Consider the following 15,093-nt stretch of genomic DNA (forward strand, 5'->3'; position numbering starts at 1 on the left):
GGGGGGGGTGGGGGGTGGGGGGCGGGGGCCCTCTGCGTAACCCCTTACCCCGCAACGGGATTGACACCCTCCGCCAGGCCGGTTAGATTACCTGCGTTGACAATTCGGGTCTGGGGATGACTGGCTTCGACGTGTGTGGTGAAGCCATGGCTGCGTGCCGAGGTCTCCGAGTGCCTCGTTAAATAAGCGGTAAAACCTGTAATTGCGAACGATAACTTCGCCCTGGCTGCGTAAGTAGAGTTCCCCTCGGGGAAATCCTTACCGCCCTTCTGCTGATCAGACCCGCTTGAGCCGGGTCAGCAGTTGTCGCAAATTCAAGCTGGCTTGCCTGAGCGTCGTGGTAGGGTAAGCGAGATCGCACGACTGGTCTGGGATGGGCCTTCCACTGGCCGATGACCGGGCGAGGAGAAAAGAACAGTGGAATACGCACGTAGAAGTCGTGGGGGATCTGCAGGCGGACCCGGGTTCGATTCCCGGCATCTCCACTGAAAATCAGTAGCACGAAGGCCCGGAATTCCTTGCGGATTCTGGGCCTTCGTCGTTTGTTTTCTCCTCCCCAGCCCCCAGCACAACCTCGCCCATGTTTGCACTGAGCAACTGCGGACCCGTGGCCAGGCGGGCGGCGATGGCCGCGGCCATCAGTCTGACGCTCGCCTGCGCGGGAGGGACAACCGGTTCCCCGACTCCGCGGCGGGGGGTGCTCGATGCGCCGGAGCGCTTCAGCATCCTGTTTCGTCCGAACGGATCGCACTCCAGCGACGTCGTGGCCGCGCCGATCGAGCAGGTCTGGCAGCTTCTGCCGGAGGCGTACCGCGTGATCGGCTTTCCCGGGAGGCCCGCCTCGGCAGGGGGAGGGGAGCAGCTTTTCGCTACGCCCCACATGGAGATCAGCGGCCCGATGTATCCCGGGGAACGAACCTCCGATTACATCGACTGCGGAGTGTCGCCGACGACGGGGAATCGTTCGGACGAGTACCTGGTCACCTTTGTGATCATCACGCGCCTCGAACCCGCCGCGCAGGGCGGGACGCGCATCATGACCCTCATCGACGGCCATGCCCGCGATCGCACCCTGGGCGGCAATTCGGTTCCCTGCCACGGCACGGGGAAGATGGAGGGGCAGATCGCGGAGCTCGTCAAGCGCGGCATCACCGGGGGAGTCGCGGACCGGCCATGACCTCCGCCTGAAAAGCCGCTCCGGCACGTGCCGGGGCGGCTTTTTCGCGTGGTGCCACCCTCGGCTACATGGTGATGGCAGCCAGCAGCATCGTTGCCGCGGCACCGAGGCCCACGCCGAAGACGACGTAGGCGAAGCCCAGCGCGAGGAATTTGGTGAAGGTGCGCACGATCCCCTGGCCGTAGACGCGCTTCATCGCCATGAAGACGTACCCGAGCTGCCAGAGGCCCAGCGTCAGCAGGAGCAGGGGGAACTGGAAGAGCATCCCCACGGTGGAGAGCACGAACGCGAGAGAGTGCACGTGCAGCGCGAAGACGAAGTGCTCCACGAAGAACCGCTTCTGTCGGAAGTACAGCACCTTGAGGAAGAAGGCGAAGAGCGGCATCATGAGGAACACGCCCTTGGGCGCGTTCTCCTCCATCGCCGCGATCAGCGTCCGCATCGCCTCGCCGGGAGGCATGCTCTTGAGGCGCTCGCCGGTGCGGGTGAGGCGGCGGTTCAGCGGCTTCAGCCAGGCGGGCACCGCCGCCGTGTCCTTGTACGCGATGCTGATGTCCATCCCCTCGCGCGGCCGTTCGGGCGGCGGGGGCGGGGCCGGAAGCCCGCCCGTGTTCGCGGGCGCCGGGGCGGCCTCGCGCCTCGCCTGTACCGCATTGTCGCGGGCGACCTGGTCCGCGATGATGTTGGCGTCGGCGGCGAGCGGAAGGAGGACGAAGAAGAGGACCGAGCTGACCAGGTACAGCCGGAACGGCGGCACGTAGCGCACGATGCGTCCCTTCACGTACTCGGTGGTGAGATGGCCGGGGCGAAAGAGGAGCGCGCCCACCGTGCGCGGTAGCGTCGCGTTGACGGCGAGCTGGTCCTCGAGCAGCTCGAGGAGCATCCGCCGGAGCGAGACCCTCACCTCCACCTTGCGCTGCCCGCAGGTGGGGCAGAAGGCGCTCACGGTGGGGTCGCCGCAGTTGAGGCAGGGCCGCGCGGGGGTGCGACGCGTGTCCGACGACCACCAGCGCGCCTTTCGCTGCGGCGCGATCGGCGGCTCACCGCGCGGGCGATCGGCGACGGCGCTGCCGGAGGGGACGGGTGGATCGGGCATGTGCCGGGGATCGCGAGGGCGGAGGCTGATCCGTCGACGTTGCTGCTCAGCTCTTCAGGGTACGTCCTGCAAGTATTCCGCCCTTGCGCATCACGCACGAAGAGGCCCGGCCAGCAGTGCGCTGGCCGGGCCTCTCGTTTCCGTGTGCCTGGATCAGCTCATGGCGAATAGGAGAACGCGCGATTGCCCAGGATCACGGCGCGCCCCATACACGAGTCGGTCCCCACCGGCGAAAAGGTGGTCTGCGTGCCCGTCGTCCTCCAGGTGTACGACGCGGCCACGTTGCAGGCGTACGGCCCCGTTTCGCCCGTCCCGAAGGAGAGCCGGCCGTCGCTGACCTGGTAGTGCCCCTGCAGCATCTGCGCTCCGTTGCGCATCACGATGAAGTGGTTCCCTTCGTGGAACTGGATCTCCCACGCGCCCGCCAGCTCGTCCGCCGGCGCACCCGCCGGGAGATTGGCGGCCGTGACGGTCGCGCTGTAGTTGCCCGTTCTCCAGGCGGCGGGCGCCGCGGTCGGGGCCGCGGGTGCCGGCGCGGGGCTGTCGGTGGTCGTCGTCGTCGCCGCGGGGGCGCACGCGGCGGCGAGGGACAGCAGAAGCACGGAAACGTTTCGCATCGGACCTCGAGGGGAACGGGTGGGATATCGCATGGCGTACGATGGCCAATCTACCTCGCGCATCCGCATCCACAACAATCTTGTTGCGCGCACCGTCGCGCTACAGCCAGCCCTTCTCCCTCGCCATCCGCGCCGCCTCCACGCGATTGGCCGCTCCCAGCTTGGAGATGGCGTCTGAGAGGTAGTTGCGGACGGTGCCCTCGGAGAGGAAGAGCTTCGCCGCGATGGCCGCGCCGGTGGCCCCGTCGGCGGCGAGGCGCAGGACCTGGCGCTCGCGGTCGCTGAGCGGGTCGCGCTCGGTCCACGCCTCGCGGGCGAGCTCGGGGTCGATGGCGCGGCCGCCCGCGTGCACCTGGCGTACCGCGTTCGCCAGCTCCTCCGAGGGGCTGTCCTTGAGCAGGTACCCCGCGGCGCCGGCGTCGAGCGCCCGGCGCAGGTAGCCCGCGCGGGCGAACGTCGTGAGGATGACGACGCGCGTGGGGAGCTTGCGGCGCGCCACCTCGGCGGCCACCTCCAGCCCCGTCATCTCCGGCATCTCGATGTCGGTGAGGAGCACGTCTGGGCGATGCGCCTCCACTTCGTCCAGCGCCTCGCGGCCGTTCTGGGCGCGGGCCACCACCTGGATGTCGCTCTCGATCTCCAGCAGCGCGGCGAGGGCGCCCAGCACCATGGTCTGGTCCTCCGCGATCACCACGCGGATCATGGCGCTGCCTCCGCCGGCTGCCGCGCGGGGACCATCACCTCCAGCCGCGTGCCGCGCCCTTCTGCTCCCCGCGCGCGCAGCATCACGCCGTCCAGCGCCGCCACGCGCTCGCGCATCCCGCGCAGGCCGCTTCCCTCCGGCGCGCTGCCACCCCGCCCGTCGTCCTCCACCTCCAGGATGCACCATCCGCCCTTGGCGCGCAGCGACACGCGGCACGACTGGGCGCGCGAGTGGCGCACGACGTTGGTGACGGCCTCGCGAAGGGCCAGCGCGAGCGCCTCCTCCGCCGCCCTGTCGAGCTCCGCGGGCTCGGTATGGAAGGCGGAGCGGATCCCCGCCGCGTCCAGCAGGGTGTGCGACTGCGCCACCTCGTCCGCCAGGGTGGCGCGGTAGCCGCGGATCGTCTCGCGCACCTGCTGGAGCGCCTTGCGGGAGACCTCTTCCACGTCGCGCATCTCGCGCGCGGCGCGGTCGGCGTCGCGCGGGGCCAGCTTGGCGGCGAGCTCGGACTTGAGGACGATAAGCGACAGGGTGTGCCCCAGGACGTCGTGGAGGTCGCGGGCGATGCGCTCGCGCTCGGCGACGGCGGCGAGGCGCTGCACCTGGTCGCGGGCGATGAGGAGGCTCTCGTTGGCGCGCCTCACCTGCGCCTGCTGCAGGTTCGCGGCCCCGATGATGATGGCCAGCCCCGGCCCCGCGATCATGTAGGCGAGCGGGGCGCCGGAAAGGACCGCCGCCGCGAGCGCGATGCCCGCTATCGCGCCGATGCCGCGAACCGCGGCGCGGTCGCTGCCCAGCCGCGACGCGAAGCTTGCCGCGTACACGAAGAAGACGAAGGCGCTCGGGTTCAGCGGCATCATCACCGCCCCGAGCAGCACCTGCATCCCGATGACGCGCAGGATCTCGGGGCCGTTCACCCAGAATCCGCGGAAGTACGACAGGAGGAAGAGCGCCAGCGCCGCCGCGGTCATCAGCGCTTCGGCGAATCCGAGGCGGTCCGTGCGCCAGCGCATCACCGGCTGGGCCAGGAAGCTGCCCAGGTACACCAGCCACACGTACGGCAGCCAGCCGATCTGTCCATCCGCGGGCAGGAGCCGCCATCGCCGCATCTTCATCTTCTACTCTGGAGTGTGTACCGTCATCCGAACCGCGGCCTCACGCGGAGACGCGGAGACGCAGAGAGAACTTCGCGTGCTCTCCCCGCGTCTCCGCGCCTCCGCGTGAGATCACTTGAGGCGCAGGTCATCGATGAGGAAGCCGAAGGGGCCCGGCTGGGGGCCGCCCGCGATCACCACGCCCATCACGTCGTGGCCGTCGGTGCCGAAGTCGGACCAGGCGAACGAGACCTCGCTCCACGCGGGGCCGGCCACAAAGGTGCGGATCAGCGGCGCCATCCCCTTGCTGCGCGCGAACACCATTACGCGGTACGTCTTGCCGTCGCCGCGCGTCTGGAAGGCGATGCCCTGCCTGGCGGAGAGGTCCGCGGGGGCCATGGGCTGCGCGCCTGGGCTCCACATGGCGCCGTACCAGGGCTGAGGAATCGTGGTGGTGATGGTGCCGGAGATCGACAGCGCGTGTCCCGTGCCGCCCGCGCCGCCCTCCACCACCTTGACCTCGCCCGTGGAGGTGCCGCCGCCGAAGCTGTCCGGGGATGGGAACCAGTTCCCGGGCGCGGATGTCATCCCGTTCTCGAAGTCGCTCACCAGCCCGTTCCCGGCGATGCGCATGGGACGGCCGGCGTTGGCGACCTGGTCGGCCACGGCGCGGGCAAAGGACGCGCGGTCCACCGGCACGCCGCCCTTCCACACGCCCGCGATGTCGCGCGTGGCGGTGATGTCGCGCGTAGGGTCGCCGTTCACGAGAAGCAGGTCCGCCCGCTGCCCCGGCGCGATGCGGCCGCGGTCCGCCAGGCGGAAGGCGCGCGCCGGGCCGGCCGTGGCGGCGGTGAGCGCCTCCAGCGGGCTGAGGCCGGCGCCCACCAGCAGCTCCATCTCGCGGTGCATGGCCGCGCCATGCGCGGTGCCAGGGTTCCCCGCATCGGTGCCCGCCAGGATCGGGACGCCCGCCGCACGAAGCTGGCGCACGGTGGCCTGCGCCGCGGCGTAGCTCGTCGCGGGGGTGCCCGCGCGGCGCGGGAAGCCCTGCGCGAGGATCGCGCGCACCGGCGGCGTCAGGTACGGCATCAGACGCGCATCCTGCACCAGCGGAGCGCCGCCGCCCGTGCCGGTGATGCTCATCAGCACCGTCAGCGTGGGGACGACGAACGCATGCCGCCGCGCCGTCAAAGCCGCGAATCCGGCGTCCGCCTGCCGGTCCACGAAGAGGTGCGCCAGCCCGTCCGCCCCGGCCGCGATCGCCGTGCGGGCGCCCGCCGCGTCGCCCACGTGCACCACGGCCAGCTTCCCGCGCCGGTGCGCCGCGGCGATGGCCGCGTGCAGGGTGGCGCTGTCCAGCGTCGCTATCTTGATCCCGTACGTGCGGCCGTCGTCGTACACCAGCTTGATGTAGTCCGAGCCCTCCGCGATGCGCGCGTCCACGAACGCCTGCGCCGAGTCCGGCGACGACAGCGTGGGGATCGTCATCCCGTACTCGGTGCCGTGCCCGCGCGGCGCCGTCACCAGCGTGCCGGCGGAGAAGAGGTCCGCGCGCGCGCTGGCCCGTCCGGACGCCTGCTCGGCGCGCGCCGTGGCGGCCATGCGGTGGTCCGTGAACATGTCCAGCTCGGTGGTCACGCCGAAGACGAGGGCCTCGCGCAGCGCGTCGCCGAAGCTGTGCGTGTGCGCGTCGATCAGGCCGGGGAGGAGCGTCTTGCCGCTCGCGTCCACCACCGCGGCTCCCGCGGGCGCCGCGAGGCCGCGGCCCACGCGCGTGATGCGCCCGCCCTCAGCCAGCACGTCCGTGCGCTCCAGCACCCGCGTGCCGTCGAACACGCGCGCGTTGCGGAAAAGCGTGGCCGGCTGCTGCGCCGCCAGCGGGACCGAAAGCGCCGCCAGCAGCGGGATGGTTCGCAGGGTTTTTCTCAGAATGGACATGGGATTCCAGGGACGCGTGGTGAAGGGAAGTGCGTGAGTGCGTGAGTGCGTGAGTGCGTGGTCACCCCCAATCTGTCATCCTGAGCGACGCGCGGCACCAACCTCCGTACGGCTCCGAACTCTGGCGCGGAGCGAAGGATCTACTGCGCGTGTCGAGGGCTCCGTCGTGGCGCGCCGGCCTCTTGCCTCGCCGGCTAGATCCTTCGGTCGCCGCAGGAGTACGGCGCACCGTCAACATCCGCCGGGCGGCTCCCTCAGGATGACAAAGTTGGGCCGTCCCGCGTTCATGCACCGATGCACTAAGGCACTGGTCTGAAGATGCGCCCCGCGCGCGGCGCCGTACAATCCCGCACGTCACCACTTTGGTATGACAGACGTCATGTGAGCCCCAGCTCCCTGCCGTCTGGCCCGCAGCGTGCTCAACGTGCCGCGCAATGATTCCGGTCAGCAAGGGGGAGCGATGGGGGATGGTGCGGAGGTGCGCGGGGTGGACCCGGGGGGCGACCCGCCGGAGTGGGCGCTGGAGTACGATGCGCGCGAATATCCGCGCCACGCCGTCACGGGTGACGCGGTCGCCCTGGCGCTGGGCCGCGAAGGGGGCGCCACGCAGCTCCAGGCGCTCGTGGTGGTGCGCGGCGGCGAGCCGTTCGCGGGGCTGGATGCGTGGCCCGGCGGCTTCATGGACTGGGCCGGCGACCGCGACTCGCGCGAGGCCGCCCTTCGCGAGCTGCGCGAGGAGACCGGGTGCCCGGCGCCCGAGCACGTGGAGCCGCTCGGCAGCTACAGCACCAACGGCCGCGACCCGCGCCAGTTCGCCGGCGCGCGCGATCCCGAGACGGGCGAGTGGGTCTCGCGTGGCTCACGCGTCACCACGAACGCCTATCTGATGCTGGTGCGGCGTGACGGCGGCGGCTTCGACCCCCAGCACGGCGACGACGCCACGGACGCGCGCTGGGAGGACGTCTACACGTATTTCCCCTGGGAAGACCTGCGCTCCGCGGACGGCCGGGCCGCGGCGCAATCCGCGTTGCGCGCGCTCGATGAATGGGCGCGCGGCCAGGGCGGCGACCGGGCGGAGCGGGTGGAGTTCGCCTGGGGTTTCGGGCTGCGCGAGTGGAACGAGGAGCGCGTCTCCGAGCGCCTCGCCTTGCTGCGGGAGGCGGGGCTGGTGGAGGAGGCGCATCGCGACACCTGGGGCCGCGTCACTGGTGACGGCGCGAAGGCGTTCGGCCGGCCGATGGCGTTCGACCACCGCGAGATCATGGCCGACGCGCTGGGTCGTCTGCGCGGCAAGATCAAGTACCTCCCCGCGGCGCTGATGGCGTTGCTGGGCGCCGAGTTCACGCTCGACGAGCTTCAAGCGGGCTGCGAAGTCATCGCGGGCCGTCCGCTGCACCGAGCCAACTTCCGGCGCGCCGTGGCCGCCGCCAAGGATGACCGCGCCACGCGCGCCCCGCGCATTGTACAGGGCACGGGAAAGCGGCGCACGCGCGACACGGGCGGTCCCGGCGTCCCGCCCGAGCTCTTCCGCTTCCGCGAAGACACGCTGCGCGCGCGCCTGGAGACCTCGATCCGCTTCCCCTGGCTGCCTCTGGAGGGCGGGGAAGACTCATCCGCCGCGACCGGGGAAGCTTGACAGTGCGTAGCGGGAGCATTATTCTCGTTTTCAGAACGTTGCGGCGTTCGCTTTTTCGGGTGCATTCGTTCTCGTCACGAGACACACGGCCGATATCATGACATCGCAATCACCCGCGGCGGAGCTCGATCGCCAGGCGGAGCTTCACGAGGGCCTCGCGCGCTTCCCGGCCGGGCTCTTCCAGTTCGACCCGCGCATGGCTTCGGGATGGCTCTCGGACCGCTACTTCGTGCGCACCACGGCCACGCTGCGCCACGCCGGGATCGATCCGGAGGTCACGCTCCAGGTCTTCGCCAAGAAGGGCGGCGTGCTGGCCGGCGTCTACGAGGCGCTCCGCCTGCTCCAGACGCAGCTCGCGGAGGGGTGCGACTACACCCGCCTCACCGTCGACACGCTCCTGGAAGGCGATTCGATCAACGCCGAAGGCTCGGAGTCGTGGGAGACGGTGATGCACATCACCGGGCCGTACCGCGCGTTCGGGCACCTGGAGACGCCGCTGCTGGGGGTGCTGGCGCGGCGATCGCTCGTGGCCACCAACACGCGCGCCGTGGTGGAGGCGGCGGCGGGAAAGCCGGTCATCTTCATGGCCCCGCGCCACGACGACTGGCGCGTGCAGACGCCGGACGGCTACGCGGCGCAGATCGGCGGCGCGCGCAGCGTGTCCAGCGACGCGGCCGGCTCGTGGTGGGGCTCTCCGGGGGTGGGGACGATGCCGCACGCCATGATCGCCACCTTTGGCGGCGACACCGTGGCCGCCACGCTCGCCTTCGCTCGCTACCTGCGCGCGGAGGAGCCGGAGGTGCAGGTGATGAGCCTTGTGGACTACGAGAACAACTCCGTCCGCACCGCGCTGGAGGTGGCGCGGGCGATGCGCGCCGAGTTCGGCCCGGGCTCGCTGGCAGCCGTTCGCGTGGACACCAGCGAGCGGCTGATCGACGATTCGCTGATCGGCGATCCGGAAGTGTGGGGGCGCGCGTCCCTAACCGGCGTCAACGCGCACCTCGTTCGAAAGATGCGCGCGGCGCTCGACGTGGAGGGCTTCCCCGAGGTCGGAATCGTGGTGAGCGGCGGCTTCAAACCGAACAAGATCCGCCAGTTCGAGGCGCAGCAGGTTCCCGTCGCGGCGTACGGCGTGGGGAGCAGCCTGCTGGGCCACAGCGACGGCACCGGAGGGCTCCTCAGCGACTTCGACTTCACCGCGGACGTGGTGCGGCTGGACGGCGCGGAGGCGGGGAAGGTGGGGCGGAGCTTCCGCCCGAATCCGAGGTTGGTGAGGCTGGATTGGGGGCGGGCGGGGTGAACCGAAGTGCCAAGTGCCTAGTGCCAAGTGCCTAGTACTAAAAGATGTGCGAGATGCAGTTCACAACGATGATGAACATCCCCCTGGACCATGGGAGATCGATATGACCGCAACGAACGCAGACTCCGCTACCCGTCGCGAGGTCCCCGCCACGCTCCGCATCGATGCGGAGGCGGAGCTGGCGGCGATGGCGGAGTGGCTGGCCGGCGTGGTGCGAGGGGCGGGGATGCGGCGGGTGGTGATGGGGCTCTCGGGGGGTGTGGACAGCGCCGTTGCGGCCATGGTGGCGGCGCGCGCGCTCGGCCCGGAGAACGTCGTGCTGCTGTCGATGCCGTACGGCAGCGGACGCCATGCGGCATCGGCGCCGGCGTCGCTCAACGATGCGCGCGCCGTGGCCGAGCGCCTGCCGGAGGCGGAGTGGCGGACGATCGACATCGCTGCGGCGGTGGATGCGTCGGCGGCGGCGTCGGGGCTGCACGAGGTGCTCGCGGCCGATCCGGCCAACGTGCGCGCGGTGCTGGCGCTGGGAAACCTCAAGGCCCGCCATCGCGCCGTCACGCTCTACACCTTCGCCAACATGGCAGGCGACACGCTCGTCCTGGGCACCGAGAACCGCACCGAGAACCTCCTGGGCTACTTCACCATCCACGGCGACGCGGCGAGTGACATCGAGGTCCTCTCGCCGTTCCTGAAGACGGAGGTGTGGCAGCTCGCGGAGGCGTCCGGCGTCCCATCCGTCGTAGTCAACAAGGCGCCCTCCGCCGACCTGTGGCCGGGGCAGACCGACGAGAGCGAGCTCGGCTTCACCTACGCAGAGGCGGACCAGGTGCTCGCGCACTACTGGCCGGCCTTCGGCGCCGCCCGCGCGCGCGGCGAGAGCACTCCCGAGGGCATCCCCGAGTCCGTCGTCGCGGCGGTGCTGGCGCGCGTGGACGCCACCGCGTGGAAGCGCGCCGCGAAGCCCGTGTACCCGGGCCGGAGCGCGCGATGAAGGCGCGCATCGGCTGGGTGGTGGACGCGCAGAACGACTTCCTTCTGCCGCCGGAGCAGGGAGGGCGCCTGTACGTCCACGACCTCTTCGACAACGGCCAGGACGCGGGCGCCACGCAGGCGATCCCCGCCATCGAGCGCGCGGTGGAGTGGATGCGCGCCCGCTGCGACGTCATGGTCTTCACGGGCGACTGGCACTCGTACGCGGACGAGGAGATCGACGCCGTCGCGCCCGATCCGTCGCGCGGCACCTATCCGCCGCACTGCATGGGCCTCTCCGACGACGCGGCCGAGCGGGAAGGCGCGCAGATCCTCGCCTCCATCCATCCCGAGGACCCGATCGTCCTCTCCCGCGCCGCCACCCCCGAAGACGCCAGGGCCGCGGCGCGCCGCGCGGTGGCGACGCGCAGGCCCATCTTCATCCACAAGAGCAAGTTCGACGTGTTCGAGGGGAACCGCGCCACCGACGACCTCATCCGCGCCCTTCGCGAGGAGCTGAAGAAGCCGGTGGAGGTGTTCGTGGCCGGCGTGGCGCGCGACGTGTGCGTCAAGCAGGCGGTGGAGGGGATGCTGGCGCCTCAGCGAGCCCTCCCCGTGACCCTGATCACCGACGCGACGTGGGGGCTGGGGATCGAAAAGGAAGAGGAGAGCCTGGCGCGATGGCTCGCGTCCGGAGCGGCCCTCATGACCACGGCGGGACTTGCCATGCGCGACTCATGACGCCCAAGGAGCGCATCCGCATCACAAACGGCGACATCACGAAGGTGGATGTGGACGCCATCGTGAACGCCGCCAACACCTCGCTGCTCGGTGGCGGCGGCGTGGACGGCGCCATTCATCGCGCGGCGGGACCGGAACTGGTCGCCGAGTGCCGCATGCTGCGCGGCTGCCGCACGGGGGAGGCCAAGATCACGCGCGGCTACAGGTTGCCCGCGCGCTGGGTGATCCACACCGTCGGGCCGGTATGGCAGGACGGGAGTCATGGTGAGGATGAATTATTGGCCTCCGCGTGGCGCAATTCTCTGGCGCTCGCCACGGAGCGGGGGCTGCGCACCATTGCATTCCCGTCGATCAGCACCGGCGCATATCGCTTCCCGCTGGCGCGAGCGGCGCGCATCGCAATGGCCACCGTGCTCACACATCTGCGCGAAAACGAGCTTCCGGAGGAGGTCACGGTGGTGTGCTTCGGCGACGAGGCATACCAGCACTACTTGACGGCACTGGCCGCCGCGGATTAAATGTTGCGTACCGGCAACATTGCGCGTCCACAGGACCGCAACCCGGCCCGCAACGTGGTGCTCCGCCCGCACGACCGTGCGCGCGAAAGCCCCAGAACATGACACCCTATGACCGACCTGCGTGAAGTCAGAGCGCTGCTCGACGAGATCAACGCGGCGATTTCCAGCTACGACCCCGTGCTCAAGGAGCACGCGCGCGACATCCTCCTGCAGCGCGCCTTCCAGGGCGGTGGCCGCTCGTCCGGCTCCTCCGCGGGCGCATCCTCCGAGGAAAGCACGGCCACCGAAGAGCCCGTCAAGCGACGTCCGGGCCGTCCCAAGGGCTCGGGAACGGGCCCGCGGCGGCCTGTCGCGCAGGTGGGCGCGCTGGTGGAACAGTGGCGTCCGGAGACGATGGCGGAGCGCGCGCTTCTGGGCGCCTACGTGCTCTCCAAGGGCCGCCCGGACCGCACCGTCACCAGCCAGGCGATCAACGCCGAGTTGAAGCGCAACGGCCTGCCGGTCCCCAACATCACGCGCGCCATCGAATCGAACCTGCGCTCGCGCCCGCCGCTGATGACGCAGAAGAAGAAGATGGGCACCACGCGTCAGGCGCGGAAGCAATACGCCATAACGCAGGAAGGCGTGGAGCACGTGCAGTCGCGCCTCGGTTCCTCGGGCGGCTCCAACGGCGCGGGCGACGAGGAATAGCGCCGCGCATGCACATCAACGCGCTCCGGCCTCCTCCCTGGCCGGAGCGCGTCTTTTTTCCCCTGATACCCGCCTCCTGATGAGCAGACGTGTTCTGGTGATCGACGACGAGGACGACATCCGCGAGGTGGCGCAGCTCGCTCTGGAGGCGGTCGCCGGCTGGGAGGTCTCCAGCGCCAGCTCCGGCGCCGAGGGCCTCCGCCTCGCCGCCGAGCACATGCCCGACGCGATCCTGCTGGACGTGATGATGCCGGAGATGGACGGCCCCTCCACCTTTCGGGCGTTGCGCGCGCAGCCCGCGACCGCGGAGATCCCCGTGATCCTCCTGACCGCCAAGGTGCAGGCCACGGACCGCACGCGGTTTCAGGATCTGGGGGTGAACGGCGTCCTCACCAAGCCGTTCGATCCGATGGAGCTGGCGCGGCAGATTGAGGAGGTGCTGGGGTGGTGAGAGGGGCCCCCTCCCCCGCTCGTTCCTCGCGGCCCCTCCCCCAAAACAACCTGGGGGAGGGGCGGTGGCGTGCATCTGGCCGCGTTGCGCACGCGGCCGTGCACGACGCTGCCCCGCGCCTGACCGCCGGCAGATGCCGTATGGGCGCGATTCATCGCGCCCGTGGCCGGCGCCGCACCGCCTCCCGTCCGTGCACACAGATGTCGTAGGCCCCCCGCACGTGTCTGCCCGCGTTCTGGACCTGCTCCCACCCGCGTGACGGCCGCCCGCCTCTCCGCGCGCCACCTGGATGACCGCCGCCCTGTGCAGATCCCGCCCGCGAGTCCGCGCAGGCGGACTTTGTGCTGTTGTTGCCGCGAGTTTACTCGCCCGGGCACAATGGCCGCAGGCATCGGTGGGCACCAGCAGGCCACGGCCCAGCACGGGGCACGGGCAGCCACGCGGGGCTGCCCCTACGAGGGTTCCGGCGCGCAACGCGTGAATTGGGGCGGGGGAGAGGGCGGGCAGACACGCAGGTCTGCCCCTACGGGTTCGGTGTGATATGGCGACGGTCAGGCCAGCGAGGCCAGGCGGTGGGGCCGCGTCGGGCACGGGCGCGATGAATCGCGCCCCTACGAGGCGTGGGTCCCCCATTCCCCATTCCCCATTCCCCGTCTTGTCTCCCCCCCACCGCCCGCCTACATTGGCGCTCCTTTTCCCGGCCCCGGGGCCCGGAAGCGTGCACTGAACGTCTGGGGCGGATGGAGCGGCTCACGCGGGCGCGGCTGGACGAGATCCTGGAGCGCGGGCGCGGCCTTCGCGTGGCGGTGGTCGGCGACCTGATGCTGGACGTGTACCTCGTAGGCGCCGTCAGCCGCATCTCGCCCGAGGCGCCGGTGCCGGTGGTGCACGTCACGGAGGAGCGGACGGCGCTGGGCGGGGCCGCCAACGTGGCCGCCAACGTGGCCGCGCTGGGCGCCGCGTGCGAGGTGGTGGGCTACGTGGGGATGGATGCCGCCGGGGCGCAGATCCGCCGCGAGCTGGCGGAGCTGGACGGCGGCAAGGTGCACGCGCGGCTCGTGGAGCGCCCCGACCGCCCCACCACCACCAAGACGCGCGTGGTGGCGCGGCAGCAGCAGGTGGTGCGCTTCGACCGCGAGCGCGACGACGACCTCCCGGACGAGTGCGCCGCCGAGCTGTGCGAGCACGTCCGCGCCGCCGTCGCCGCGTGCGACGCGCTGGTGCTGGAGGACTACAACAAGGGGGTCCTGGTGCCCTCCGTGATTCGCACGGCGCTCGACGCGGCGGAGGCGGCGGGGATCCCCAGCGTGGTGGACCCCAAGTTCCGCAACTTCTTCGCATTCGGCGGCGCCACCGTCTTCAAGCCCAACGCGGTCGAGCTGGGCACCGCCATGGCCACGCCCGTCCGCGCAGGCGACGACGACTGGCTGGAGAACGCTCGCACCCGGAGCGGCGCCCGCCACCTCCTCTTGACGCTGGGCGAGGACGGGATGGCGTTGCGCTCGGAGGGCGGCAGCTCGTTCCGCATCCCCACGCAGGCGCGGGAGGTCTACGACGTCTCCGGCGCGGGCGACACGGTGACGGCGTTCCTGGCCGTAGCCCTGGCCGCCGGCGCGACCATCGAGGAGGCCGCCGTCCTCGCCAATCTCGCCGCGGGGATCGAGGTGGGCAAACCCGGCGTCGCCACCGTCTCGCCGGACGAGCTACGCGCGATGCTCGACCCGCAGGCGCACTAACGCACTCACGCACTCACGCACTTCCAAGGCAGCCATGACGTCTCTCCAAAAGGTCCACACCGACCAGGCGCCCGCCGCCATCGGCCCGTACAGCCAGGCCATCGTGGCCCGCGGCTTCGTCTTCACCGCCGGGCAGATCGCGCTCGACCCCGTGAGCATGCAGCTCATCGAGGGCGACGTGGTGGCGCAGACGGAGCAGGTGATGAAGAACCTGGCCGCCGTGCTGCGGGAGGCCGGCTCCGACCTGTCGGCGGTGGTCAAGACGACGGTGTTCCTGCGCGACATGAACGACTTCACGGCCATGAACGAGGTGTACGGGCGCCACTTCGGCGACCACGCCCCGGCGCGGTCCACCGTGCAGGCCGCCGGCCTCCCGCGCAACTGCGCGGTGGAGATCGAGTGCGTGGCGCTGGTGCTCACCGCCTGA

Annotated in this window: 15 protein-coding genes and 1 other RNA gene; 11 read left to right on the plus strand and 5 right to left on the minus strand. The window is 70.8% G+C overall.

Annotated elements, in window-relative coordinates; genetic code table 11:
* The first annotated feature begins 112 nt into the window (after positions 1–112).
* Together ssrA and VF647_07355 are read left to right on the plus strand one after the other, a co-directional pair.
* Positions 113–488: a transfer-messenger RNA gene (ssrA, locus tag VF647_07350) on the plus strand.
* Positions 489–625: 137 nt separating this feature from the next.
* Positions 626–1,177, plus strand: coding sequence for a hypothetical protein (locus tag VF647_07355; protein HEX8451894.1), 552 nt, complete (start codon positions 626–628; stop codon positions 1,175–1,177).
* A 64-nt stretch (positions 1,178–1,241) separates the two neighbouring features.
* Here the strand turns inward: VF647_07355 and VF647_07360 are convergent, their stop codons facing one another.
* The 5 genes from VF647_07360 to VF647_07380 all read right to left on the minus strand — a co-directional run bounded on the left by VF647_07360 (position 1,242) and on the right by VF647_07380 (position 6,625).
* Entirely contained in the window at positions 1,242–2,273 is a 1,032-nt protein-coding gene (locus tag VF647_07360; GenBank protein ID HEX8451895.1) for a DUF3667 domain-containing protein, read from the minus strand.
* Between the two features lie 158 nt (positions 2,274–2,431).
* A complete protein-coding gene (locus VF647_07365) occupies positions 2,432–2,890 on the minus strand; it encodes a hypothetical protein (protein ID HEX8451896.1) in 459 nt (152 codons plus the stop codon).
* Positions 2,891–2,990: 100 nt separating this feature from the next.
* Complete coding sequence (locus VF647_07370) at positions 2,991–3,593, minus strand: response regulator transcription factor (GenBank protein HEX8451897.1); 603 nt, start codon at positions 3,591–3,593, stop codon at positions 2,991–2,993.
* A complete protein-coding gene (locus VF647_07375; GenBank protein ID HEX8451898.1) occupies positions 3,590–4,708 on the minus strand; it encodes a sensor histidine kinase in 1,119 nt (372 codons plus the stop codon). Before VF647_07375 ends, VF647_07370 begins: the two co-directional genes overlap by 4 nt.
* Before the next feature lie 111 nt (positions 4,709–4,819).
* Positions 4,820–6,625 carry a CIA30 family protein gene (locus tag VF647_07380; protein HEX8451899.1) on the minus strand — a complete coding sequence of 602 codons (1,806 nt, stop codon included), beginning with the start codon at positions 6,623–6,625 and terminating at the stop codon, positions 4,820–4,822.
* 460 nt (positions 6,626–7,085) lie between these two features.
* Between VF647_07380 and VF647_07385 the strand changes: the two genes are divergently transcribed.
* The 9 genes from VF647_07385 (at position 7,086) to VF647_07425 (ending at position 15,093) form a co-directional block, all read left to right on the plus strand.
* Positions 7,086–8,261 (plus strand): NUDIX domain-containing protein, encoded by a 1,176-nt coding sequence (locus tag VF647_07385; protein ID HEX8451900.1) that lies wholly within the window; start codon positions 7,086–7,088, stop codon positions 8,259–8,261.
* A gap of 97 nt (positions 8,262–8,358) precedes the next feature.
* Positions 8,359–9,561 carry a hypothetical protein gene (locus VF647_07390; protein HEX8451901.1) on the plus strand — a complete coding sequence of 401 codons (1,203 nt, stop codon included), beginning with the start codon at positions 8,359–8,361 and terminating at the stop codon, positions 9,559–9,561.
* Positions 9,562–9,664: 103 nt separating this feature from the next.
* On the plus strand, positions 9,665–10,552 hold the full coding sequence (gene nadE, locus VF647_07395) for an NAD(+) synthase (GenBank protein HEX8451902.1): 888 nt from the start codon (positions 9,665–9,667) through the stop codon (positions 10,550–10,552).
* Entirely contained in the window at positions 10,549–11,271 is a 723-nt protein-coding gene (locus VF647_07400) for an isochorismatase family protein (protein ID HEX8451903.1), read from the plus strand. The genes nadE and VF647_07400 overlap by 4 nt, the downstream gene beginning before the upstream one ends.
* Positions 11,268–11,789, plus strand: a complete 522-nt coding sequence (locus tag VF647_07405) for an O-acetyl-ADP-ribose deacetylase (GenBank protein HEX8451904.1) — start codon at positions 11,268–11,270, stop codon at positions 11,787–11,789. The genes VF647_07400 and VF647_07405 overlap by 4 nt, the downstream gene beginning before the upstream one ends.
* A gap of 108 nt (positions 11,790–11,897) precedes the next feature.
* Positions 11,898–12,479, plus strand: coding sequence for a hypothetical protein (locus tag VF647_07410; protein HEX8451905.1), 582 nt, complete (start codon positions 11,898–11,900; stop codon positions 12,477–12,479).
* A 79-nt stretch (positions 12,480–12,558) separates the two neighbouring features.
* A complete protein-coding gene (locus VF647_07415; GenBank protein ID HEX8451906.1) occupies positions 12,559–12,930 on the plus strand; it encodes a response regulator in 372 nt (123 codons plus the stop codon).
* A gap of 740 nt (positions 12,931–13,670) precedes the next feature.
* A complete protein-coding gene (locus VF647_07420; GenBank protein ID HEX8451907.1) occupies positions 13,671–14,666 on the plus strand; it encodes a bifunctional ADP-heptose synthase in 996 nt (331 codons plus the stop codon).
* Positions 14,667–14,700: 34 nt separating this feature from the next.
* Positions 14,701–15,093 (plus strand): RidA family protein, encoded by a 393-nt coding sequence (locus tag VF647_07425; GenBank protein HEX8451908.1) that lies wholly within the window; start codon positions 14,701–14,703, stop codon positions 15,091–15,093.

The organism is Longimicrobium sp. (genome assembly GCA_036387335.1).
Lineage (GTDB): Bacteria > Gemmatimonadota > Gemmatimonadetes > Longimicrobiales > Longimicrobiaceae > Longimicrobium.

Coding starts and splice junctions, on each gene's coding strand:
- VF647_07400 (HEX8451903.1), top strand. CDS start 10,549: ATGAAGGCGCGCATCGGCTGGGTGGTGGACGCGCAGAACGACTTCCTT.
- VF647_07390 (HEX8451901.1), top strand. CDS start 8,359: ATGACATCGCAATCACCCGCGGCGGAGCTCGATCGCCAGGCGGAGCTT.
- VF647_07355 (HEX8451894.1), top strand. CDS start 626: ATGGCCGCGGCCATCAGTCTGACGCTCGCCTGCGCGGGAGGGACAACC.
- VF647_07415 (HEX8451906.1), top strand. CDS start 12,559: ATGAGCAGACGTGTTCTGGTGATCGACGACGAGGACGACATCCGCGAG.
- VF647_07405 (HEX8451904.1), top strand. CDS start 11,268: ATGACGCCCAAGGAGCGCATCCGCATCACAAACGGCGACATCACGAAG.
- VF647_07365 (HEX8451896.1), bottom strand. CDS start 2,890: ATGCGAAACGTTTCCGTGCTTCTGCTGTCCCTCGCCGCCGCGTGCGCC.
- VF647_07385 (HEX8451900.1), top strand. CDS start 7,086: ATGGGGGATGGTGCGGAGGTGCGCGGGGTGGACCCGGGGGGCGACCCG.
- VF647_07380 (HEX8451899.1), bottom strand. CDS start 6,625: ATGTCCATTCTGAGAAAAACCCTGCGAACCATCCCGCTGCTGGCGGCG.
- VF647_07410 (HEX8451905.1), top strand. CDS start 11,898: ATGACCGACCTGCGTGAAGTCAGAGCGCTGCTCGACGAGATCAACGCG.
- VF647_07425 (HEX8451908.1), top strand. CDS start 14,701: ATGACGTCTCTCCAAAAGGTCCACACCGACCAGGCGCCCGCCGCCATC.
- VF647_07420 (HEX8451907.1), top strand. CDS start 13,671: ATGGAGCGGCTCACGCGGGCGCGGCTGGACGAGATCCTGGAGCGCGGG.
- nadE (HEX8451902.1), top strand. CDS start 9,665: ATGACCGCAACGAACGCAGACTCCGCTACCCGTCGCGAGGTCCCCGCC.
- VF647_07370 (HEX8451897.1), bottom strand. CDS start 3,593: ATGATCCGCGTGGTGATCGCGGAGGACCAGACCATGGTGCTGGGCGCC.
- VF647_07375 (HEX8451898.1), bottom strand. CDS start 4,708: ATGAAGATGCGGCGATGGCGGCTCCTGCCCGCGGATGGACAGATCGGC.
- VF647_07360 (HEX8451895.1), bottom strand. CDS start 2,273: ATGCCCGATCCACCCGTCCCCTCCGGCAGCGCCGTCGCCGATCGCCCG.